Here is a 20,812-nt window from a genome sequence, read left to right as displayed (position 1 = left end):
GGCCTTCCTGTCGGGGTGCGAGGCCCGAGCGTAGCCGCCGGGCCGGACGGCTACGCTCGCGGGGTGCGGGGCCGGGTACGACGTCGGGTGCTGGACGCCGCGTTCCTGGTCGTGGCGCTGGCCGGGCTCGGCTGGGCGCTCGCCTCGCAGGCCGGGGCCCTGCGGTCCGCGTGGCACCGGCTCGACGCGGGCGACGTGCTCGCCGCGGCGGGCTGGGCGGCGCTCGGGCTGGTGGCCCAGCTGGTGTCCTGGCGGGCGCTGCTCGCCTCGGCCGGGCCGGTGCCGTCGTTCGCGGACAGCGCCGACGTGTACTTCCGCGCGCAGCTCGGCAAGTACGTGCCCGGCGGCGTGTGGACCGTGGTGGGCCAGGCCCGGTTCGGCGGCGCGCACGGCGTGTCCCGCACCCGCGGCACCGTGGTCGCGCTCGGCGCGCTGGCGGTGCTGCTCGTCGTCGGCGGGGCGGTCGCGGTCGTGGGGCTGCTGGCGGGGTCGCCCGGTGCGGTGACCCGCTGGTGGTGGCTGCTCCCCCTCGTGGCGCTCGGCGCGACGGCGCTCGCCCCGCCGGTGCTCGACCGGCTGCTCGCCCTGGGCCTGCGCGTGCTGCGCCGCCCCGGCGACGCGGTCGAGGTGCACGGCGGCCAGGTGGCCCGCTCCGCCGGCGCGGCGCTGGCGATGTGGGTGGCGTTCGGCCTGCATGCCACCGCGCTGGTGGCGGCGCTGCGCCCGGTGACCGCCGCCGACGCGCTGCTCACCACGGGCGCGTTCGCGCTCGCGTGGGTGGTCGGGCTGCTGGTCGTCGTCGCCCCGGCGGGTGCCGGGGCGCGCGAGGCCGCGCTGGTGGTCGCGCTCGGCCCGCTGCTCGACCGCCCGGACGCCCTGCTCGTGGCGCTGGTCAGCCGGGTGCTCATGGCCGTGCTGGACGCGGCGGCCGCGGGCGTCGCCGCCGGCACCGCGGGTGCGCTCAGGCGCCGGGCCGGCCGTCGTACTGCAGGCGCTTGATCCGCTCCAGCTGCTCCTCCAGCAGCACGCGGTTGGTCCGCAGCAGGTCCGAGAGCACCCCCAGCGCCACCGACAGCAGGCACGCCACCGCCATGATGGCGCCGAAGATCAGCGACTGGACGTTGCCGGCCTCGCCGTTCGCCAGCCACAGCACGAGGAACCGCACCATCGGCACCAGCGCGAGCACCCCGAACACCGCCGCGAGCGTCGCGAACACCACGTACGGCTTGAACATCAGGTACGAGCGCACGATCGCCGACGCGGACCGGGCCATGTGGTGGAACACGTTCCGGAACAGCCGCGACGGGCGGGTCCGCGGGTTGGTCACCACGGGGATGCTGACGATCCGCAGCCGCTTGTGGCCGGCCTGGATGATCGTCTCCATCGCGTAGGAGAACTCGGTGACCACGTTCAGCCGCAGGAGGGCGGACCGGGAGTACGCGCGGAACCCGCTGGCGGCGTCGGGCAGCCGGGTGTCGGCCGCGCCGTTCACCACCGCGCTGCCCAGCCGCTGCATCCGCTTCTTGAACGGCGAGAACTCGGCGATCGTCGCGGTCTGCCGGTCGGCGATCACGACGTCGGCGACGCCGTCCAGGATCGGCCGAACCAGGTCCCCGATCCGGTCCTGCGGGTACTGGTTGTCCCCGTCGGTGTTCACCACGACGTCGGCGCCGTGCGCCAGCGCCCAGTCGACGCCGTCCCGGAACGACCGCGCCAGCCCCATGGTGCGGGTGTGCCGCACCACCGTGGCGCCGTGCGCGCGGGCCACCTCCGCGGTGCGGTCGGACGACCCGTCGTCGACCACGACGACGGCGATCTCGTCGACGCCCTCGATCCGGTCCGGGATCGAGCCCAGCACGGTCGCCAGGGTCTGCTCCTCGTCGAGGCAGGGGACCTGCACGACGACCTTCATGCTGCGCTCACGCCCGCCCACGCCTTCCGCTCCGGGGTCGTCGGTAGCCTAGCCACCGGGTAGGCCGCCCGAGCGGTCGTCGCCCGAGCGCCACGACGAACCGGAGACCACATGGCACGCGCACTGATCACGGGCATCACCGGCCAGGACGGCCTCTACCTCGCCGAGCTGCTGCTCGCCAAGGGGTACGAGGTCTACGGGCTGGTCCGGGGGCAGAACAACCCCAAGATCGCCCTGGTGCGCGAGGCCGTGCCGGACGTGCACGTGCTCACCGGCGACCTCACCGACATGCCGAGCCTGATGGCGGCCCTCGCGACCTCGCAGCCGGACGAGGTCTACAACCTCGGCGCGATCTCCTACGTCGCGTACTCGTGGCAGAACGCGCGGATCACGACCGACGTCACCGGCGCGGGCGTGCTCAACATGCTCGAGGCCGTGCGCCTGCACGCCGGCGACGACCCGGGCCGCGTGCGGTTCTACCAGGCCTCCTCCTCCGAGATGTTCGGCAAGGTGCAGGAGGTCCCGCAGCGCGAGACCACGCTGCTGTGGCCCCGCTCGCCGTACGGCGTCGCCAAGGTGTTCGGCCACTACATGACGATCAACTACCGCGAGTCCTACGGGATGCACGCGTCCTCGGGGATCCTGTTCAACCACGAGTCGCCGCGCCGCGGGCCCGAGTTCGTCACCCGCAAGGTGTCCCAGGCCGTCGCCCGGATCTCGCTCGGCCTGCAGGACGAGCTGGTGCTCGGCAACCTCGAGGCGCGCCGGGACTGGGGCTTCGCCGGCGACTACGTCGACGCCATGTGGCGGATGCTGCAGCAGGACGAGGCGGACGACTACGTGGTCGCCACCGGCGCCACCCACTCGATCCGCGAGCTGCTCGACGCCGCCTTCGGGCACGTCGGCGTCGACGACTGGTCCCACCTGGTGCGCACCGACCCGCAGTTCGTGCGCCCGGCCGAGGTCGACCTGCTGGTGGGCGACGCCTCGAAGGCCCGCGAGCGCCTCGGCTGGGAGCCGAAGGTCGACTTCCGCGGGCTCGTGGCGATGATGGTCGAGCACGACCTGGCCGAGCAGCGCAGGCTCGCCGCGTGACGGTCGCCCTCGTCACCGGCGCCACCGGGCAGGACGGCTCCTACCTGGTCGAGCGGCTGCTCGCCGAGGGCGCCGAGGTGCACGGGCTCGTCCGGCCGGGCGACGACGTCGCCGCCGTCGGCTGGACCCCGCACGCCGTCGACCTCGGCGACCGGCCCGGCCTGCACGCCCTCGTGGCGCGCCTGGCCCCGGACGAGCTGTACAACCTCGGCGGGATCAGCTCGGTCGCCCGGTCCTGGGCCGAGCCCGAGGCCACCGCCGAGCTGTCCGGGCTGGCGCCGCTGGCCCTGCTGGACGCCGCGCTCGCCGTCCAGGACCGCACCGGCCGGCCGGTGCGCGTGGTCCAGGCGTCGTCCGGGGAGATCTTCGGGCACCCCGAGCGCGTGCCGCAGGACGAGACCACGCCGGTCGCGCCGCGGAACCCGTACGGCGCGGCCAAGGCCTTCGCGCACCACCTCGCGGGCGTCTACCGCGAGCGCGGGCTGCACGTCGCGTCCTGCGTGCTGTTCAACCACGAGTCGCCGCGTCGTCCGGAGCAGTTCGTGACCCGGAAGATCACGCGGGGCGCGGCGCGGATCGCGCTGGGCCTCGAGGACCGCCTGGTGCTCGGCAACCTCGCCGCGCGCCGTGACTGGGGCTGGGCGCCGGACTACGTGGACGCGATGGTGCGCGCCGCGCGGCACGACGCCCCGGGTGACTGGGTGGTCGCGACCGGGCAGGCGCACTCCGTCGAGGACTTCGTGCGCGCGGCGTTCGCCCGCGCCGGCGTCCCGGACTGGCGCCGCCACGTCGAGGTCGACCCGGCGTTCCTGCGCCCGGGCGACGCGCCGCTGCTGGTCGGCGACCCCGGTCGGGCCGAGCGGGAGCTCGGCTGGCGGCGCACGCACGACTTCGACGCCCTCGTCGGGGCGATGGTCGACCACGACCTGGCGCTCGCGCGCGCCTGACCGCCGGGCCGCCGGACGGCGAAACCGGTCAGGGCACGTCCGCCTGGACCAGCCGCGCGCACCCCTCGACCTCGAGCGTCCCGTCCGACGCCGGGACGAACGCCGCGTCGCCGCGGCGCAGCGCCACCGACGCCCCGGAGGCCGCGCGCACCGTCGCCTCGCCCTCCAGGCACAGCAGCACCCGGGGGCCGCGGCCGGGCAGCGGGTGGGCGCCCGCGTCCTCGACGCTCGTGATCGACAGCTCGAAGTCGTCGACCGGCGCGTAGTACACCCGGGTCGCGCCGTGGAACCGCTCGGGGGCGATCCGGATCGGGGGCGCCGCGACGTAGTCGACGTTGCGGAGCAGCTCTGCGACGTCGACGTGCTTGGGCGTCAGCCCCGCGCGCAGCACGTTGTCCGAGGACGCCATGATCTCGACCCCGACGCCGCGCAGGTAGGCGTGCACGCCGCCCGCGGGGACGAACAGCGCCTCCCCCGGGTGCAGGGTCACCGGGTTGAGCAGCAGCGACGTGACGACCCCGGGGTCCCCCGGGTACGCCTCGGCGAGCCGGACGACCGTCCGGTCCGCGCGCGGGGACGGCGAGCCGTCGGCCAGCCGGCGGGCGCAGGCGTCGACGACCTGCTGCACCTCGTCCGGGCCGGGCCGGGTGGCCGGGTCGAGCAGCTGCGTGAACGCCGCCTCGATGCCGCTGGCGTCCCGCTGCGCGAACAGCAGGTCGTGCAGCTCCTTGGCGAGCGGGGCGTCCAGCCCGACGAGCAGCTCCGCGGCGCGGCGCGGGGCCCGGAAGCCGCAGACGGCCTCGAACCGGGTCAGCGCGTACACCAGCTCCGGCTTGTGGTTCCGGTCGCGGTAGTTGCGGTGCGGCGCGTCCACCGGGATGCCCGCGGCGTCCTCGCGGTCGAAGCCCTCGGCGGCGGCGGTGAGGTTCGGGTGCACCTGCAGCGACAGCGGGGTGTCGGCGGCGATGACCTTGAGCAGGTAGGGCAGGCGCGCGCCGAACCGGGCCACGACGTCCTCGCCGAGGGCGCGGCGCGGGTCACCGGCGATGGCCTCGCTGAGCGTGCGCGCGGGGGCGTCGTCGGCACCGTCCACGAGCGACGGCCCGGCGTGGTGGGACCCGAACCACGCCTCGGCGACCGGGTCGCCGGTGGCGGGCACGCCGAGCAGCTCCGGGATCGCCGTCGGCGACCCCCACGCGTAGCTCTGCGCGGCACTGCGGATCCGGAACATCACGCTCCCTCGTCTCGATTTCGGACAGATTGGCACAAACCGGACAGGGCGGCCAGCGCCTCACCCGGACGGCCGACCGCCGTTCCTCCATCCGGGCGGGCCGCGGATGCGCCACACTGTATGACCATGCGAGGCATCATCCTGGCCGGTGGATCCGGCACCCGACTGCACCCGATCACCCTCGGCGTGAGCAAGCAGCTCGTCCCGGTCTACGACAAGCCGATGATCTACTACCCGCTCTCGACGCTGATGCTGGCGGGGATCAAGGACGTCCTGGTCATCACCACGCCGCACGACGCCGAGCAGTTCCAGCGCCTCCTCGGCGACGGCTCCCAGTTCGGCATCTCGATCAGCTACACCGTCCAGGCGGAGCCGAACGGGCTGGCGCAGGCGTTCGTGCTCGGCGCGGACTTCGTCGGCGGCGACTCGGCGGCGCTGGTCCTCGGCGACAACATCTTCTACGGGCCCGGCCTCGGCTCCCAGCTCACCCGGTTCGAGGAGATCGACGGCGCCGCCGTGTTCGCCTACCGGGTCGCCGACCCCACCGCCTACGGCGTGGTCGAGTTCGACGCCGACGGCCGCGCGCTGTCCCTGGAGGAGAAGCCGGCGCAGCCGAAGTCGTCCTACGCCGTCCCCGGCCTCTACTTCTACGACAACGACGTGATCGAGATCGCCCGCGACCTGAAGCCGTCCGCGCGCGGGGAGTACGAGATCACGGACGTGAACCGGCACTACCTGGAGCAGGGCCGGCTGCAGGTCGAGGTGCTGCCGCGCGGCACCGCCTGGCTCGACACCGGCACCTTCGACTCGCTGCTCGAGGCCTCGGACTACGTCCGGACCATCGAGAGCCGGCAGGGCCTGAAGATCGGCTCGCCGGAGGAGGTGGCCTGGCGCCGCGGCTTCCTGTCCGACGACGAGCTGCGCACCCGCGCCGAGGGCCTGGTGAAGTCCGGCTACGGCAGCTACCTGCTGGGCCTGCTGGAGTCCGGCGACCGCTGAGCCGCACGACGACGGCCCCGGCCGCGGCGAGGGAGCCGCGACCGGGGCCGTCCGCGTGTCAGAGGTAGTACTTCTGCGCGATGACCAGGACGCTCGTCACGTGCAGCGCGAGCACGCCCACCGCCACCGTCCAGGCCGCGACCGCCGCCGCGGGCCGCCGGCGGCTCAGGCGCTCCGCCAGCAGCGGCGGCAGCGCGAGCAGCGCCGGGACCACCATCAGCAGGTAGCGGCCCTGCAGCAGGTTCGTCAGCCCGGTGGACTGGAAGAACCCGTACTCCACGCCGTACATGCCGAGCAGCACGCCGAGCCCGGAGAGCACGCACAGCGCGATCATCTGGTCGATCCCCCGCACCGCCTCGTCGACCGCCCCGCTCCGGTGCTCGCGGACCAGCAGCACCAGCCAGACGACGGTCGCCAGCGCGAGCACCAGGTAGGTCGCCCAGATCACCTGCTGCGCGCCGAACGGCAGCGGCGTGTTCACCCAGCCGAAGTTGCCCCACAGCTGGTCCACCCACAGCTGGCGGAACTCCGCGAAGTCCGGGCTGACCTGGGAGCGGAAGTACGCGATCGGCCCGCGCGGGCCGTCCTGGGCGCCCTCCGGGAAACCGAGGCCGGTGTCGATGCCCAGCACCCGGGCCGCCACCAGCCACACGCCGTACGTCAGCGCCACACCGACCGCGGCGAGCAGCGGCTCGCCGAGCAGCACCCGCCAGTCGCGCACCCGGTACCGGACCTTGCCGAGCAGCCAGCCCAGCGCGATCGGGATGACGGTCAGCGCCGCGAACGGCTTGCCGAGCGCCGCCGCACCGGCGACGGCGCCCGCGGCGAGCATCCACCACGGCCCGCGGGCCGTCCGCACCAGCCGGGCGCCGATCCACAGCGCGGCGAACCCGGCCGCGATCACCCAGCCGTCGTTGTTCACGAGCGCGAACTGGTGCGCGAGCATCGGCTGCAGCGCGATCGCCGTCACCACGCCCGCGCGGGCCGTGCGGCGGCCGGGCAGCACCTCGCCCGCGAACAGCCAGGCGAAGACGATCGCCCCCACGCCGAGCAGCGCGGACCACAGCCGGACGGCGTACACCTGCGCGACCGTGTCGTCCGGGGCCAGGTGGTAGAAGCCCGCGCCGACCGCGTAGTACGGGGGCGGGTAGGAGGCGGCGGGGCCGGTACCGTCGGACTCGGTGCCCGCGGCGGCGTCCTCGCGCCGCAGCCGCTCGACCGACTCCTCGTCGTAGTCCGGGCGGTCGGTCGGCTGGAACCGCGAGACGCGCATCTCCTGCGCGGCCGCGCCGAGCGAGTCCGAGTAGGCCTGCGAGCGCTCCTCGGTGTTCCAGTTCGGCAGCCGGCCCTCCTCCGCGATGAACTGCACGTTCGCGAAGTGCGCGGGCTCGTCCATGCCCTGCAGCGGCGGGATCAGCACGGTCCACAGCAGGCCGCGGGCCACCACGAGGACGATCACCGTGACCAGGCCCCAGCGGGGTCGCAGCGCCAGCAGCGCCACGCACGCGAGCACCAGCGCCGCGAGGGTCACGACCCAGCCCGGCGAGCCCCAGACGGGCGCGTAGGCGGCGACGCGGTCCAGGACGAGGCCGACCGCGGACAGCATCGGCCGGTCCGGCTCGCCGTACAGCGCGACCGCGGCGGGGTTCCCGTCGAGGGTCTCCCAGATCGCGGGCGGCAGCGGCGAGTCGTCCGAGACGCTCAGCGTGACGGTGAACTCCTCGTCCGCCGAGTCCGGGACCGGGTCGAACTCCACGACCGGGGTGAGCACCGTGTCCGCCAGGTCGGAGCACTCGGTGTCCTGGGACGCGAGCTCGTCGCCGTCGCGGGCGATGGTCGCGGTCAGCGTGCAGTCCGCCGAGTCCGTCCAGGTGCCGAGCACCATGCCGACCGCGCTGAGGTCGTCCTCGGTGGCGGTGAGCTCGAAGCTCACCGGGGCGTCCGGGGCGAGCGAGCCGTCGCCCTCGGTCAGCGTGAAGCCCTGCGTCGCGTCGCCCTGCACCGGGCCGACCCGGGCGGACAGCGCCAGCACGACGCCGAGCAGCGCGATCGCCGCGCACAGGGCCGGCGCGAGCCACCGGCGGCGCCGCGACGGCGCCGGCCGGTCGTCCTCGCGGGGGTCCGCGGTGCGCACCGCGCCGTCGTCAGCGGTCGCCGCCACCTTGCCTCCTCCCGCGCGCGCCCGACAGCACGCACGGCCAGACATCGTGCCACACCGGTGTGCGCGCCCCGGGGAGGCGGCGCGGAGGACGGGTGCGCCGGACCGGCGTCGTCAGGCGGGCCGGGTCGGCGCGGTCGCGGCGCGCGGCGCGTCCGGCACGGCGTCGGCGGCGCCGCGTGCGGCGGGCCCGGCCGGGGCCGCGGGCTCCGCGGGCACCGCTCCCACGGGCTCGGCGGGCGCGGTGCCGACGGGCTCGGCCGGCACCTGCTCCCGGGCGAGCCAGCCGAGCAGCACCGTCCACGCGGCGATCGCCAGGACGGCGCCCACGACGAGCAGCGCCGCCGGCAGCGGCGGCTGCCACGGGTCGGGGACGGGCTCGAACCAGGGCGCCGAGGTGCCGGCGACGTAGCGGCGCAGGTTCTCCGCGAACGACAGCAGCTGCACCACGCCGACGAGCGCGAGCAGCAGCCAGGTCACCCGGCGCGCGACCGCGGCGGCGACCGGCGCCCGGGAGTCGAGCAGCATGCCCGCGATCAGCGGCACCCCCACCGAGACGGCCAGGAGGTACCGGCCCTGCCACGGCAGCCCGACCTGGGTGGCGTTCGGCACCTGCAGCACGACGGGCATGGCGATCACCAGCAGCGCGACGGTCGCGAGCACGAGGGACTCGCGCAGCCGCGCGGCGGCGAGCGCGAGCAGCACGAGCAGGCCGAGCGCGGCCGCGAGCAGCAGGTAGACGCTGCCGGGCGCCGGGGTGTCGTGCCACCCGAACCGGCCGAACTGCTGCTCGACGTACGAGGACGTCAGCCGCAGCACGTCGTTCAGCGCCTTGCGGAGCGTCATGTCCGGGTAGGCGATGATCCCGGCGCCGGAGACGGCCCCCGCGCGCAGGATCCACAGCACCGCGGCGACCGAGCCGAGGACGCCCAGCCCGAGACCGGGCCAGGTGCGCCGGTCGGCCAGCGCGGCGCGCACCCGGCCCCAGCCCGCGAGCACCGCGGCGGCGAGCACGATGATCGCGAGGAACAGCGGGGAGAACGCCTTGGCGTTGACCAGCAGCACGACGAGCAGGCCCGCACGCCACCACCGGCGCGAGGTCAGCGCGGGGTCGGGCTCGCGCAGCGCGAGGACGAGCGTGAGCCACAGCGCGATCCCGGCGGCGGCCTCGACGGAGTTCGGGTTCACGGTGCTGTTCATGAACACGACCATCGGCGTGGTCGCGACGGCGACCGCGGGGACGACCCAGCGCCGGCGGGCCACCTCCGCCACCGAGCGGAGGCCGAGCGCGAGGCAGAACCCGCCGAGCAGCGCGCTCATCAGGCGCATGAGGTACAGCGTGCCCAGGCTCGGCTCCAGCACCGTGGGCAGGCCGACGACCGCGTAGTACAGCGGGTTGTAGTTCCCGGCGGACGTCGTCGCGCCCTGGGTCGCCGTGACGTCGCCCCAGTCGGCGGGCCAGCAGGAGGCGGGCTCGGTGGAGCGGAACGCGTAGCAGCCGGGCATCTCCCCCGTCAGGTAGTAGATGCGCGGCAGCTCCGCCCGCCACACGCCCGTCTGGGCCTCCTCGAGCGGGGCGCCGCGCACGAGCGCCGCGGCGCGCACGATGTGCGCCGGCTCGTCCGGCGACGCGGCCATCGGGCTGGCGAGCGCCCACACGCCCGCCAGCGCCGTGAGCACGGCCCAGGAGAGCCAGAACACCGCGCGCGGCGACCGGGCGCCCGCCGGGCCGGCCGCGAGGCGTCGCCGGCGGCCCTCCGGCACGGGCGTCGTCGGCGCGGGCGTCGTCGCCCGGTCGTCAGCGCTGGTCGTCACCGGTCACGTCCTCCTCCGCCGGGACCGGCGGCACCGCCGGGCGCGGCACGGCCTCGTCGACGGCGATCCGCCGGGCGAGCAGCGTGATCTGCTGCTCCATGTCCCGGAACCGGCGGTAGGTCGTCACCATGTACAGCAGGAACGCCACGATCAGCCCGTAGAGCAGCAGGTCGGTCCCCCGGCCCACCCCCACGAACTCGGCGATCGCGTTCCACGCGTCCGGGAACACCACGGACAGCGTCGCGACCAGGGCCGCCACGACCACGGTCACCCGGCGCAGCGCCAGGTGCCGGGCGCCCGAGGGCGCGCGCAGGCCGAGGACGAACACGGCCGCGATCGCGACCAGGAGCAGGAGCTTGATGAGCACGCGGGTTACCTGTAGATCATCTCGGTCAGGATGTTGACGGCGTTGAACACCGACTGGCCCTTGGAGCGCGAGTAGTCGGTGTACAGGATGTGCACCGGGTGCTCCACCCAGCGCAGCCGCGCTCGGCCCACCTGCTCGATGATCTCCGAGGCGTGCGCCATCCGGTTCTGCCGGATCCGCAGCGTCGACGCGGCGCGGCGGTTCAGCGCCCGCAGGCCGTTGTGCGTGTCGGTCAGGTGCACGCCCGTCGTGGCGTTCGAGTAGACGATCGCGGCCCGCAGCACGGCGCGCTTCACGAGCCCCGGGCGGGTGCGGGCGTCGAGGAACCGGGAGCCGAACACGACGTCGGCCTCCCCGGACCGCAGCCGCGCCACCATGGCCTCGGCGTCGACGCGCTGGTGCTGGCCGTCGGAGTCGAACGTGACCACGTACTCGGCGCCCAGCCGCAGGGCCGTCTCGATGCCGGTCTGCAGCGCCGCGCCCTGCCCCAGGTTGATCGGGTGCTCGACGACGACGGCCCCGGCCGCCCGGGCGACCGCGGCGGAGCCGTCGGTGCTGCCGTCGTCGACGGCGACGACGACCGGGAACGACGTGCGCAGGTCACGGACCACGTCGCCGACGACGGTGGCCTCGTTGTACAGGGGGACGACCACGCACGTGTCGTCGTGCAGGGCCTGGTGGGCCACGGTACGAACTCTTCCCTCGGACGAAGCGGATGCCCCAGGGTACCCGTGACCCGGACCACCCCCACGCGTGCCACCCGCTCCCCGCGCGCCTCGTAGGCTCGGGGCCGTGGAGTCCCAGAATCACTACTACGGCCACAGCAGCGCCCTCGCCCGGTACGCCGGGCTCGACCGCCCCCGGCACCTGCCCGGCCTGCTGCAGCACGGCTGGACGGCGGCGTCGCCGCTGGGCACGCACTTCCGCGACTTCCCCGCGATCGGCACCCCGTCGGGGCCGCGGGACCGCGCGCTGTACGTGTGGTCGCACCGGTCGCGGGCCTGGGACCCCGCGGTCGCCGACCGGCGCAGCGTCGCGCTCGGCGCGCCGTGGCACTACCTGTGCGCCGTCGCCGGGCCCCGGCCGGCCGGGACCGGCACGGTGATCCTGCCCGTGCACGGCATCGCCACCCAGCCGCTGCTCGGCGACCACGCCGCGGTGGCGCGGGCGTGGGCGGACACCGAGGGGCCGGCGACCGTGTGCCTCTACCACGTCGAGGCGCGCGACCCCGCGGTGGTGCGGGCCTACGCGGACGCGGGCCACCGGCTGGTGACGCTCGGCACCCGCACGGACCCCGCGTTCCTCGGCCGGCTGCACACGCTGCTCACCGGCGCGGCGCGCGTGGTGTCCAACCGGCTCTCCACGCCCGTCGTGTACGCCGCCGCCGTCGGCATCGACGCGACGGTGTCCGGCGACGCGATGCGGCTGGCCGGCGAGCGCGCCGACGACGCCGGGACGCTCGCGGAGCGCTGGCCCGAGTTCTACGACGCCGGCACGGCCCTGGCCGAGCGGACCGCGGCAGCGCGCGCGGAGACCGGCGCCGACGACCTGCTGCCCCCGGCGGAGCTGCGCCGGGTGCTCGGCTGGGAGCGCCGGCACGCGGGTCCCTGGCTGGACCACTGGCTGCGGGCGCCCGCGCACCGCGCGGCCACCCAGCTCGGCCGGCGGGCGACCGGGCCCGCGGCCGGCGCCCCCGCCGGGGACGCGCCGTCGCTGTCGTTCGGGCAGTGGTTCGCCGCCGCGACGGAGTACCTGCCGCGCCCGCTCGGGTCCGCCCCGGCGACGCCCGGCGAGCCGCTCGCGGTGCCGGTCCCGGCCTAGGACGCGGGGCGGTCAGCCGCGCGCGACCGCCGCGGCCAGCGCCTCCCGGCGCACGAGGTGCACCGTCTCGACCGCCGCGAACGGGCGCAGGCCGCGGCGGGCCCACGCGCGCTGCACGCGGACGTTCTGCACCTGCGTGGAGATCACCAGGCGCCCGGCCCCGACCGCGGCGGCCCGGGCCTCGACCGCGGCGAGCAGGTCGCCGTACAGCCCCCGGCCCTGCGCGGACGGCACGAGCCCCGCGAGCAGCACCTCGACGTGGTCGTCGGCGCGCTCCAGGGTGGCGACCCCGACCGGCTCGCCGTCCAGCAGCTGCACGAGCACGTCGTCGGGGCCGCGGCGCACCGAGCCAGCGGCCCACTCCTCGTACCCCGCGAGGGCCGCGTCCCGGTCGAGCAGCGGGTCCGCGGTGTAGTGGTTGCCGTACGCGGTGAACGAGTCCCGCACGACCGACCGCACCGCCGCCTCGGCGGCCGCGGGGTCGAGGTCGCCCGAGGGGACGACCACCGTCCGCGCGGGGGCGGCGTCGCCGGCCACGGGCTTCTCCCAGTAGGTGAGGGCACCGGCGGGCAGCACCGCGCGCGAGGTCGACGCCAGCAGCGCCGGGACCTCCTGCCGCGCGACGTCGTACCGGGTGACGAGCACGTCCGCGGTCGAGGACTCGACCAGGTCGACCAGCTCGCTCCCCCGCAGAGCGCCCGGCCCGACGGTCAGCCGGTGCACCTCGACGCCGAACCGCGCGGTGTCCGCCGGGGACGGCGCGCAGACCACACCGGGTGCGGCGAGGGTGTCCCAGGCCACGGGTCAGGCCGCCTCGGGGCGGAACGCCACGACGGCGTCGCGGACCCGCTCGACCGACGACTCCGGCATCCCGGCCCACAGCGGCAGCCGCACCAGGCGTCCGGCGAAGTCGTCGGTCTGCGGGCACGGCGCGGGCGTGCGGCCGAACCGCCGGCCGGCGACGGAGGAGTGCAGCGGGATGTAGTGGAACGTGGCGCCGACGCCGGCCGCGCGCAGGTGGTCCAGCATCGCGTCGCGCGAGCCCGTGCTCGGCGCCAGCAGCCAGAACACGTGCGCCGGGTGCTCGGCCTCCGCCGGCGGCGACATGAGCGTGACCCCGGAGGCCTCCGCCCAGTCCGCGAGCCCGTCCGCGTAGGCGTCCCAGATGGCGTGCCGGCGCTTCTGGACGTCGTCGAACGCCTCGAGCTGCGCCGTGAGCACCGCCGCCGTCAGCTCGCTCGGCAGGTAGCTGGAGCCGCGGTCGATCCAGGAGTACTTGTCGACCTCGCCGCGCAAAAACCGGGACCGGTCGGTGCCCTTCTCGCGCAGCACCTCGGCGCGCGGGCGCAGCGCGAGGTCGTTGATCAGCAGCGCGCCGCCCTCGCCGCACTGGATGTTCTTCGTGGCGTGGAAGCTCTGCGCCGCGAGGACGCCGAACGTCCCGCACTCCCGGCCGGCCCAGCGCGCCCCCAGGCCGTGGGCGTTGTCCTCCACCACGGCGATCCCGGCGGCCTGCGCGATCGCGAGCACCCGGTCCATGTCCGGCGCGACGCCGCCGTAGTGCACGACCGAGACGGCCCGGGTGCGCTCGGTGACCGCCGCCGCGAACGCGTCGACGTCGAGGCTCCCCGTGCGGGGGTCGATGTCGACGAACACGGGGGTGGCACCGGTCATGATGATCGACGCGGCCGTCGTGGAGAACGTGAAGCTCGGCACGACCACCTCGTCCCCGGGCCCGAGGTCGAGCAGCCAGCTCGCCAGCTCCAGGGCGTGCGTGCCCGAGCCGGTGAGCAGGGCGTGCGGCGACCCGGTGATCGCCTCGATCCCGCGGGCGGCCCGCGACGTGAACGGGCCGTCGCCGTGGGTGTGGCCGCTCTCGAGCACCGCGTCCAGGTACTCCAGCTCGCCGGGGGCGCGGAACGGCTTGGAGAACGGGATCCAGGCGTCGGTCATGGTTGACGAGGATAGGCCCCCGGGGGCGGGTGCTCCCGTACACTCGGCGCATGCCCCTCAGCTCGTCCGCGCGCGTCGTCGCGCGCCCGCTCGCGTGACCGCGACGCTCGGGGGGCTCGTCCGCAGCGCCCTCGGCCACGAGCAGATCCGCTACCTGCTGGTGGCCGGCACGACGACGCTCGGGTACCTCGCGCTGCTCGCCGGGCTGCTCGCCACCGGGCTGCCGTACATGTACGCGATCCTGCTCGCGCAGGCCGTCACCATCTCCGTGGCGTTCCCCGCCTACCGCCGGCTGATCTTCCGGTCCACGAACCCGTGGCGCCGCGACCTGCCGCGGTTCGTGGGCGTGTGGGGCGGCGGCTTCGTCGCGGGCGTCGTCGCGACCCCCGCGCTCGTCGAGCTCGCCGGCATCCCCCCGCTGCCCGCGCAGGTGATCGCCGTCGTCGTGGTCGCCGTGCTGTCGTACCTGGGCCACCGGTACCTGAGCTTCGGCGGCCGCCGGTGACCGGGGCGGACGCGTCGGTGCGGCATCCTGGTCCGGTGCAGGTCAGCGTCGTCATCCCGTGCTACCGCTCGCAGGACACGGTCCCCCACGTGGTGGCCGACGTCGTCGAGCTGCTCGGCGCCCCCGGCTCGGGCGTCGACGACTTCGAGGTCGTGCTCGTCGTGGACGGGAGCCCCGACGGCACCGCCCGCGTCGCGCGGGACCTCGCGGCGGCCCGGCCCGACCGGGTCCGCGCGGTCGAGCTCCGGCGCAACTACGGCCAGCACAACGCCCTGATCGCCGGCATCCGCCGCGCCCGCTTCCCGGTGGTCGTGACGATGGACGACGACCGGCAGCACCGCGCCGACCAGATCCCGCTGCTGCTCGCGGCGCTCGGCGACGACGTGGACCTCGTGTACGGCGTCGCGGTCGAGGAGGAGCACGGCGCGCTGCGCTCGCTCGCCTCCCGCCTGGTGAAGCGCACCCTCGCGATGGCCGGGGTGCCCAAGGCCGACGACGTGTCCGCGTTCCGCGCCTTCCGCACCTCGCTGCGGGACACGTTCCGGCACGTGACCGACCCGTACTCGTCGCTCGACGTGCTGCTGTCCTGGGCGACCACCTCGATCGGCCGGGTCGTCGTCCGCATGGACGAGCGCACGGTCGGCACCTCGTCCTACACGCTGCGGTCGCTCGTGCGGCACGCGCTGAACATGGTCACCGGCTACAGCAACGTCCCGCTGCGGATGGTGGCGTGGCTCGGGTGGTTCTGCGCCGCGCTCGGCGTGGTGCTCGGGGCCGTCGTGGTCTGGAAGTTCGCGGCGGGCGACACGACGGTGGCGGGCTTCACGACGATCGCCGCGATGGTCGCGCTGTTCTCCGGCGCGCAGATGCTCTCGCTCGGCGTCATCGGCGAGTACCTCGGCCGGCTGCACACCCGGAGCATGGGCAAGCCCACCTACGCGGTCCGGCGGGACACCGGCGCCGCGCCCGTCGACGAGGACCTGCAGGGGCGCGACGCATGACCGTGGACCCGGCCACGGAGGTCCCGCCCTCCCCCGGGGCGGGCGCCACGCGCCGGTCCCGGCGCACGGCGGCGCCCCGCGCGGGCGGCCTCCCGGCGCTCGCGCTCGCGCGCCTGCCCGCGGCGGTCGCCGTCGCCGGCGTCGCGGCGGTCCTGCACCGCTACGGCACCCCGGTGCCGGTCACGCTCGGCTACCTCGGCTACCTCGGGCTCGCGGCCACGCTGCCGGGTGCCCTCGCCTGGCGCGCCGTGCGGGGGCGGCGCGTCTCGCTCACCGAGGACCTGGCGGTCGGCACCGCGATCGGCCTGGCCGCGCAGGTCCTGCTCGCGTTCGCGCTGGCGCCCCTGCACCTGTCGACCTGGTCCTGGGTGTGGGCGCCGGCCGTCGTCGTCGCGTCGGTGGCCGTGCCCGGCTGGCGGGCGCGCGCCTGGAGCCGTCCCGCCGCCCCCTCGACCGCGGCGTGGTCCGCGTGGGTGCAGGCCGCGACGGTCCTCGCCGCCACCGTGTGGCTCGGGGCGACCGCCCTCGCCGCCAACCCGGTGACCTACGTCGACGGCTGGGGCCCGTGGAGCCGGGCGATCCCCGTGTCCGTGTACGTCGACCTGCCGTTCCACCAGGCGATCGCCGGCGGCGTGGACACCCACTACCCGCTGGTCTACCCGTACCTGTACGACGAGCCGCTGCACTACCACCTGTTCGTCTACGAGCACCTCGCGGCGGCGTCGCACGTGGCGGGGCTCGACCTCACGTGGCTGCTGTACCGGCTGGCGCCCACCGCGCTGCTCGCGCTGGGGGTCGTCCTGGTCGGCGTGCTCGCGCGCCGGCTGACCGGCTCCGCGTGGTCCGCCCCGCTGGCGGCCGCCGTCGTCACCGCCTCCTCGGCCGCCAACGTCTACGGCTGGACAGCCTTCCCGTTCCAGAACCCCGGCCTCCTGCACTTCGCCGTGTACCGGAGCCCGACCCAGACGTTCGGCCTCACCCTGTTCCTCGCCGCGATCACCGCGGCCGTCGTCCTGCTCCGCGAGGGCGCGCTCCGCCGCCACCTGCCGCTGGTCGCGGTGTTCACCGTCCTCGCGTGGGGCGCGGGCGGGTCGAAGTCGACGTTCCTGCCGGTGCTCGGCGCCGGCCTCGGGCTCGCGCTCGTCGCGGCCCTGGTCCGGCGGGCGCGCGCGGCGCGGGTCGCCGCGGTGCTGCTCGGGCTCTGCGTCGCCGGCTTCGGCCTGCTGCTGGTCGTGGTCCTCGGGGGCCAGTCGGGCAGCCTCGCGATCACCCCGCTGACCACCACGCGCGCGTTCGCGGCGGCCCAGCTGGTCGCCGACCCGGCCAGCACGCGGCACACCCTGCTCATCACCGCGCTCGGCCTGGCCTCGTGGCTGTGCGCGAGCGCGGGCGTGCTGCTGCTGGCGCGGCGGGAGACGCTGCGCGACGTCGCGTTCTGGCTGCTGCTGGGCGTCGCCGGCTCGGGCATCGGCGCCTGCCTGCTCACGACGGCCAACGGGCTGAGCCAGCTGTACTTCCTGTACGCCTCCTGGCCGGCGCTGGGCGTCCTCACGGCGTGGGGCGTCGTGGCCGCCACCCGCGCCTGGCCCCGGTGGACGCGCGCGCTGGTGCCCGTGGGCCTGCTCGCCGGGACCGCGCTCGTGTGGGCGGTGCGCCGGGCGGACGGCCTGGAGGCCCCGACCGTCGCGCCCGCGCCCGCGTTCCCCTACCGGGCGATGGCCGGGCCGTGGCTCTGGCTGCTCGGCGCCGCGCTCGTCGCCGCCCTGCTCGTGGCCCTGGTCGTGCGCCTGCGTCGCCGCGACGGGTCCGCCGTCACCCCGGTGACCGCGGGCCTGCTGACCGTCGCGCTGCTCCTGGCGGGGACCTCGCTCTACCAGCGCACCCTGGAGACGGCGCACGCCGCGGTCTCCGTGGTCCGGGACGGGCAGGGCCCCGGCGAGGGGTACCCGGTCCCGCGCGACGGGGCGCTGGCCGCGCTGTTCGTGCGCGACCACTCGGGCACCGACGAGGTCGTCGCGACGAACGCGCACTGCTACGGCCCCGAGGACGCCTGCGACGCGCGGCACTTCTGGGTCTCCGGCCTCACCGAGCGCCGGGTGCTGGTCGAGGGCTGGGCGTACCCCGAGGGGTTCCGGCCCGGCCTGACCCGCACCAGCCCGTTCTGGGACATGGACCGCTACGAGGCCAACGAGGCCGTGTTCGACGACCCGTCGGACGCGGCGGTCGCCCGCCTGCGCGACGAGTGGGGCGTCCGCTGGCTGGTGGTCGACCGGACGATGGGCGTCGAGAGCCCGGAGCTGCGGGAGCACGCGACGCTCGAGCTCGAGCTCGACGACGCCGCGGTCTACCGGATCGACTGAGCCGGACCGCCGGGTGCCCGGCGGCATCGCGCCGGGTGCGGCGGGCTCAGCCGAGCGCCGCGCGCGCCCGGGCCGACCGGCGCACGACGAGCAGCCCGGCGACCGCCAGCGCGGCGGCCGCCGCGACCCGCGCGGCCGACCAGCCGCCGTCGACCGGCAGCACCGCGCCGAGCGCGCTCACGGCGACCCAGAGCAGCAGCACCAGCGGCATCGCCGGCGGCCACCACGGGTGCTCGGCGACCCGCCGCTGCACCGCGGTGGTCCCCGCGGCGAGCAGCAGGTACGCGATGAGGTACCCGGCACCGACCCCCACGAGGCCGGCGGCCGCGGCCAGCACCGCGGCCGCGCCCAGGCCCACCGCGACGGCGAGCGGCGTGCTCAGCGCGAGCCAGCCGGTGCGGCCGCGCGCGAACACGAGGTGCCCGCTGGCCAGGTAGACCACCGACGGCACCGCGGCGGCGGAGGCCAGCGCGACCGCCGGGACCAGCTCGGCCGGCTGGTAGGACGCCGGGGCGGCCAGGCGGACCAGCCAGGGCGCCAGCAGCGCGACGCCGCCCGCGAGCACCGCCGCGACCAGGGCGATGACCCGGGTCGTCTCGTCGAGCACCCGCGCCCGGTCGGCCGGGGCGGCCCGGTACACGACCGGCGCCCACGCGTTGTTCAGGCCCGCGGTCACGACCGTGGCGCCGGCGCCGATCGTCAGCGCGACGTTGGCGCGCCCGCCGTCGCCGAGCACCCGGTCGGCGACCACGACCAGGCCGGCGAGCGCGAGGTAGAGCGAGACCTGGTGCGGCACAGTGGGCGTCCCCACCCGCAGCGCGGCGGCCACCCCGCGGCGGGTGAGCTGCGGCCGGCCGGAGCGGGCGACCAGGACGAGGCCCGCGACGCCGGCCAGCAGGTAGCCGCCCGCCACGCCCGCGAGGTAGACGGCGGCGGTGCGCTCCAGCACGGCGACCGCCACGAGGCCCGCCGCGGGGCCGACCAGGCTGGCGGCCACCGCGAGGAGCACGAACGGACCCGGGCGGTCGGCGCCGCGCAGGTACGACTGCGCGAGCACCATCCACGCGCCCCCGGCGCCGGCGACCAGCGCCAGCAGCACCTCGAGGGTGAACGGCCGCCCGAGCAGCACGGGCGCCCACAGCGGCCCCGCCGCCGCGACGACGGCGGTGAGGACCGTCGCGATCCCCGCCCCCGCCACGACCACGCCGCGCGCACCGGCGGCGCCGTCCGCATCCAGGATGTACTGCCGGGTGATCGCCGCCCCGAGCCCGAGGGCCACCAGGATGTAGGCGACCTGCACCACGACGGTCGCGACGGCGACCAGGTCGTACTGCGCGACCGGCAGCAGCCGGGTGACGACCGGGATGACCGCGAGCGACGCGAGCGCCGGGCCGGCGGTCGCGATCGTGTAGAGCGAGCCCCGGCCCAGGACGGCGCGGGTGGCGGACGGCTCCGCGGCGGGAGCCGGCCCGGCCGGCGGCGCGCCGGCCGCCGGGTCCGGGACGGTCACGGCCTAGCGGCCCGCGACCGCGCGGCGCACCTCGTCGACCACCCGGTCGACCTGCGCGTCCGTGAGGTCGGGGAACAGCGGCAGGGAGATCTCCTGCTCGTAGTACGCCTCGGCGTTCGGGCACTGGCCCCGCTGGTAGCCCAGGTCCGCGAACACCGGGTGCCAGTACGCCGGGATGTAGTTCACCTGCACGCCGATGCCGGCGGCCCGCAGCGCCTCGAACACCTCGCGCCGGCGGCCGTCGAGCACGCGCAGCGGGTACAGGTGCCAGGCGGGCTCGGCCTCGGCGCGCCGCGCCGGGGTCAGCACGCCGTCCAGGTCCCGCAGGCCCTCGTCGTACCGGGCGTGGATCTCAGCGCGCCGGGTCCGGAACGCCTCCAGGCGCCGCAGCTGCGACGTGCCGAGCGCGGCCAGCACGTCGGGCAGCCGGTAGTTCAGGCCGAACTCGTGCACCTCCTGGTGCCACGGGCCCTCGTCCGGGAACCGCTGCCGGTCCCGGTCGCGCACCAGGCCGTGGTTCTTGAAGCCGCGCGCGCGCCGCTCCAGCTCCGGGTCGGCGGTGACGACGGCGCCACCCTCGGCGGTGGTGAGGTTCTTGGTCGGGAAGAACGACAGCGTCGTGAGGTCGGCGAACGAGCCGACCGGTCGGCCGTCCCACAGCGAGCCGATCGAGTGCGCGGCGTCCTCGAGGAACAGCGCGCCGTGCTCGTGGGCGAGCGCGGCGAACGCGTCCGGGCTGGCCGGCAGGCCCGCGTAGTCCACGGCGGCGACGACGCGGGTGCGGTCGGTCACCGCGGCGCGCGCGGCCTCGACGTCCAGGTTGCCGGTGTCCGCCTCGACGTCGGCGAACACGACGGTCGCGCCGTGCAGCGCCGCGGCGGCGGCCGTCGCGACGAACGTCAGCGGGGTGGTCACGACCTCGTCGCCGGGGCCGACGCCGGCCGCCGCGTAGGCGACGTGCAGCGCGGCGGTGCCCGACGTGACGCTCACGGCGGGGGCGCCGCCGACGTGCGCCGAGATCGCCTGCTCGAACGCCTCGACCGCGGGCCCGGTGGTCAGCCAGTCGCTGCGCAGCGCCGCGACGACGGCCTCGACGTCGGCCTCGTCGATCGACTGGCGCCCGTAGGGCAGCACGCCG

The 20,812-nt window shown here is 76.0% G+C and carries 18 protein-coding genes; 8 read left to right on the top strand and 10 right to left on the bottom strand.

Annotated elements, in window-relative coordinates; all coding sequences use genetic code 11:
* Positions 1 to 87: 87 nt before the first annotated feature.
* The gene (locus G6556_RS00530; protein WP_166937624.1) at positions 88 to 999 is read left to right on the top strand and encodes a lysylphosphatidylglycerol synthase domain-containing protein; all 912 of its coding nucleotides are present in this window, start codon (positions 88 to 90) and stop codon (positions 997 to 999) included.
* Here G6556_RS00530 and G6556_RS00525 read toward each other — a convergent pair.
* The gene (locus G6556_RS00525) at positions 962 to 1,912 is read right to left on the bottom strand and encodes a glycosyltransferase family 2 protein (protein ID WP_166937623.1); all 951 of its coding nucleotides are present in this window, start codon (positions 1,910 to 1,912) and stop codon (positions 962 to 964) included. The genes G6556_RS00530 and G6556_RS00525 overlap by 38 nt on opposite strands.
* Positions 1,913 to 2,023: 111 nt before the next feature.
* Here G6556_RS00525 and G6556_RS00520 point away from each other — a divergent pair, with 111 nt between their 5' ends.
* Together G6556_RS00520 and G6556_RS00515 are read left to right on the top strand one after the other, a co-directional pair.
* The gene (locus G6556_RS00520) at positions 2,024 to 3,007 is read left to right on the top strand and encodes a GDP-mannose 4,6-dehydratase (RefSeq protein ID WP_166937622.1); all 984 of its coding nucleotides are present in this window, start codon (positions 2,024 to 2,026) and stop codon (positions 3,005 to 3,007) included.
* Positions 3,004 to 3,954 (top strand): GDP-mannose 4,6-dehydratase, encoded by a 951-nt coding sequence (locus G6556_RS00515; protein ID WP_166937621.1) that lies wholly within the window; start codon positions 3,004 to 3,006, stop codon positions 3,952 to 3,954. The genes G6556_RS00520 and G6556_RS00515 overlap by 4 nt, the downstream gene beginning before the upstream one ends.
* A gap of 28 nt (positions 3,955 to 3,982) precedes the next feature.
* Here G6556_RS00515 and manA read toward each other — a convergent pair whose 3' ends face one another.
* Positions 3,983 to 5,185: a mannose-6-phosphate isomerase, class I gene (manA, locus tag G6556_RS00510; RefSeq protein WP_166937620.1), complete on the bottom strand. Its 1,203-nt coding sequence runs from the start codon at positions 5,183 to 5,185 to the stop codon at positions 3,983 to 3,985.
* A 126-nt stretch (positions 5,186 to 5,311) separates the two neighbouring features.
* On the opposite strand from manA, the gene rfbA reads away from it, so the two are divergent.
* A complete protein-coding gene (gene rfbA, locus G6556_RS00505) occupies positions 5,312 to 6,184 on the top strand; it encodes a glucose-1-phosphate thymidylyltransferase RfbA (RefSeq protein ID WP_166937619.1) in 873 nt (290 codons plus the stop codon).
* 58 nt (positions 6,185 to 6,242) lie between these two features.
* Here rfbA and G6556_RS19270 read toward each other — a convergent pair whose 3' ends face one another.
* The 4 genes from G6556_RS19270 to G6556_RS00485 form a co-directional block, all read right to left on the bottom strand.
* The gene (locus tag G6556_RS19270) at positions 6,243 to 8,345 is read right to left on the bottom strand and encodes a DUF2142 domain-containing protein (protein WP_166937618.1); all 2,103 of its coding nucleotides are present in this window, start codon (positions 8,343 to 8,345) and stop codon (positions 6,243 to 6,245) included.
* A 111-nt stretch (positions 8,346 to 8,456) separates the two neighbouring features.
* Positions 8,457 to 10,157, bottom strand: coding sequence for a DUF2142 domain-containing protein (locus G6556_RS00495; RefSeq protein WP_166937617.1), 1,701 nt, complete (start codon positions 10,155 to 10,157; stop codon positions 8,457 to 8,459).
* The gene (locus G6556_RS00490; RefSeq protein WP_166937616.1) at positions 10,141 to 10,524 is read right to left on the bottom strand and encodes a DUF2304 domain-containing protein; all 384 of its coding nucleotides are present in this window, start codon (positions 10,522 to 10,524) and stop codon (positions 10,141 to 10,143) included. The genes G6556_RS00495 and G6556_RS00490 overlap by 17 nt, the downstream gene beginning before the upstream one ends.
* Before the next feature lie 5 nt (positions 10,525 to 10,529).
* On the bottom strand, positions 10,530 to 11,210 hold the full coding sequence (locus G6556_RS00485) for a glycosyltransferase family 2 protein (RefSeq protein WP_346774634.1): 681 nt from the start codon (positions 11,208 to 11,210) through the stop codon (positions 10,530 to 10,532).
* 106 nt (positions 11,211 to 11,316) lie between these two features.
* Here G6556_RS00485 and G6556_RS00480 point away from each other — a divergent pair, with 106 nt between their 5' ends.
* Positions 11,317 to 12,345 (top strand): hypothetical protein, encoded by a 1,029-nt coding sequence (locus tag G6556_RS00480; RefSeq protein WP_166937615.1) that lies wholly within the window; start codon positions 11,317 to 11,319, stop codon positions 12,343 to 12,345.
* 12 nt (positions 12,346 to 12,357) lie between these two features.
* On the opposite strand, the gene G6556_RS20080 is transcribed toward G6556_RS00480, so the two are convergent.
* On the bottom strand, positions 12,358 to 13,146 hold the full coding sequence (locus tag G6556_RS20080) for a GNAT family N-acetyltransferase (RefSeq protein WP_166937614.1): 789 nt from the start codon (positions 13,144 to 13,146) through the stop codon (positions 12,358 to 12,360).
* Positions 13,147 to 13,149: 3 nt separating this feature from the next.
* On the bottom strand, positions 13,150 to 14,298 hold the full coding sequence (rffA, locus tag G6556_RS00470; RefSeq protein WP_166937613.1) for a dTDP-4-amino-4,6-dideoxygalactose transaminase: 1,149 nt from the start codon (positions 14,296 to 14,298) through the stop codon (positions 13,150 to 13,152).
* A gap of 94 nt (positions 14,299 to 14,392) precedes the next feature.
* Between rffA and G6556_RS00465 the strand changes: the two genes are divergently transcribed.
* From G6556_RS00465 to G6556_RS00455, 3 genes are read left to right on the top strand one after another with little or no spacing between them, the layout of a single operon-like run.
* Entirely contained in the window at positions 14,393 to 14,803 is a 411-nt protein-coding gene (locus G6556_RS00465; RefSeq protein ID WP_166937612.1) for a GtrA family protein, read from the top strand.
* A 35-nt stretch (positions 14,804 to 14,838) separates the two neighbouring features.
* Positions 14,839 to 15,804: a glycosyltransferase family 2 protein gene (locus G6556_RS00460; RefSeq protein ID WP_166937611.1), complete on the top strand. Its 966-nt coding sequence runs from the start codon at positions 14,839 to 14,841 to the stop codon at positions 15,802 to 15,804.
* Positions 15,801 to 18,164 (top strand): hypothetical protein, encoded by a 2,364-nt coding sequence (locus tag G6556_RS00455; protein ID WP_166937610.1) that lies wholly within the window; start codon positions 15,801 to 15,803, stop codon positions 18,162 to 18,164. The genes G6556_RS00460 and G6556_RS00455 overlap by 4 nt, the downstream gene beginning before the upstream one ends.
* Positions 18,165 to 18,210: 46 nt before the next feature.
* Here the strand turns inward: G6556_RS00455 and G6556_RS00450 are convergent, their stop codons facing one another.
* Both G6556_RS00450 and pseC read right to left on the bottom strand, forming a co-directional pair.
* Complete coding sequence (locus G6556_RS00450) at positions 18,211 to 19,674, bottom strand: oligosaccharide flippase family protein (protein ID WP_166937609.1); 1,464 nt, start codon at positions 19,672 to 19,674, stop codon at positions 18,211 to 18,213.
* Positions 19,675 to 19,677: 3 nt separating this feature from the next.
* Positions 19,678 to 20,808, bottom strand: coding sequence for a UDP-4-amino-4,6-dideoxy-N-acetyl-beta-L-altrosamine transaminase (pseC, locus tag G6556_RS00445; RefSeq protein WP_166937608.1), 1,131 nt, complete (start codon positions 20,806 to 20,808; stop codon positions 19,678 to 19,680).
* Positions 20,809 to 20,812: the final 4 nt, after the last annotated feature.

It is taken from the genome of Cellulomonas sp. IC4_254 (genome assembly GCF_011603975.1).
Taxonomy (GTDB): Bacteria; Actinomycetota; Actinomycetes; order Actinomycetales; family Cellulomonadaceae; genus Cellulomonas.
The sequence above is the reverse complement of the archived record's forward strand: the minus strand, read 5'-3'. Positions and strand labels throughout refer to the sequence as shown.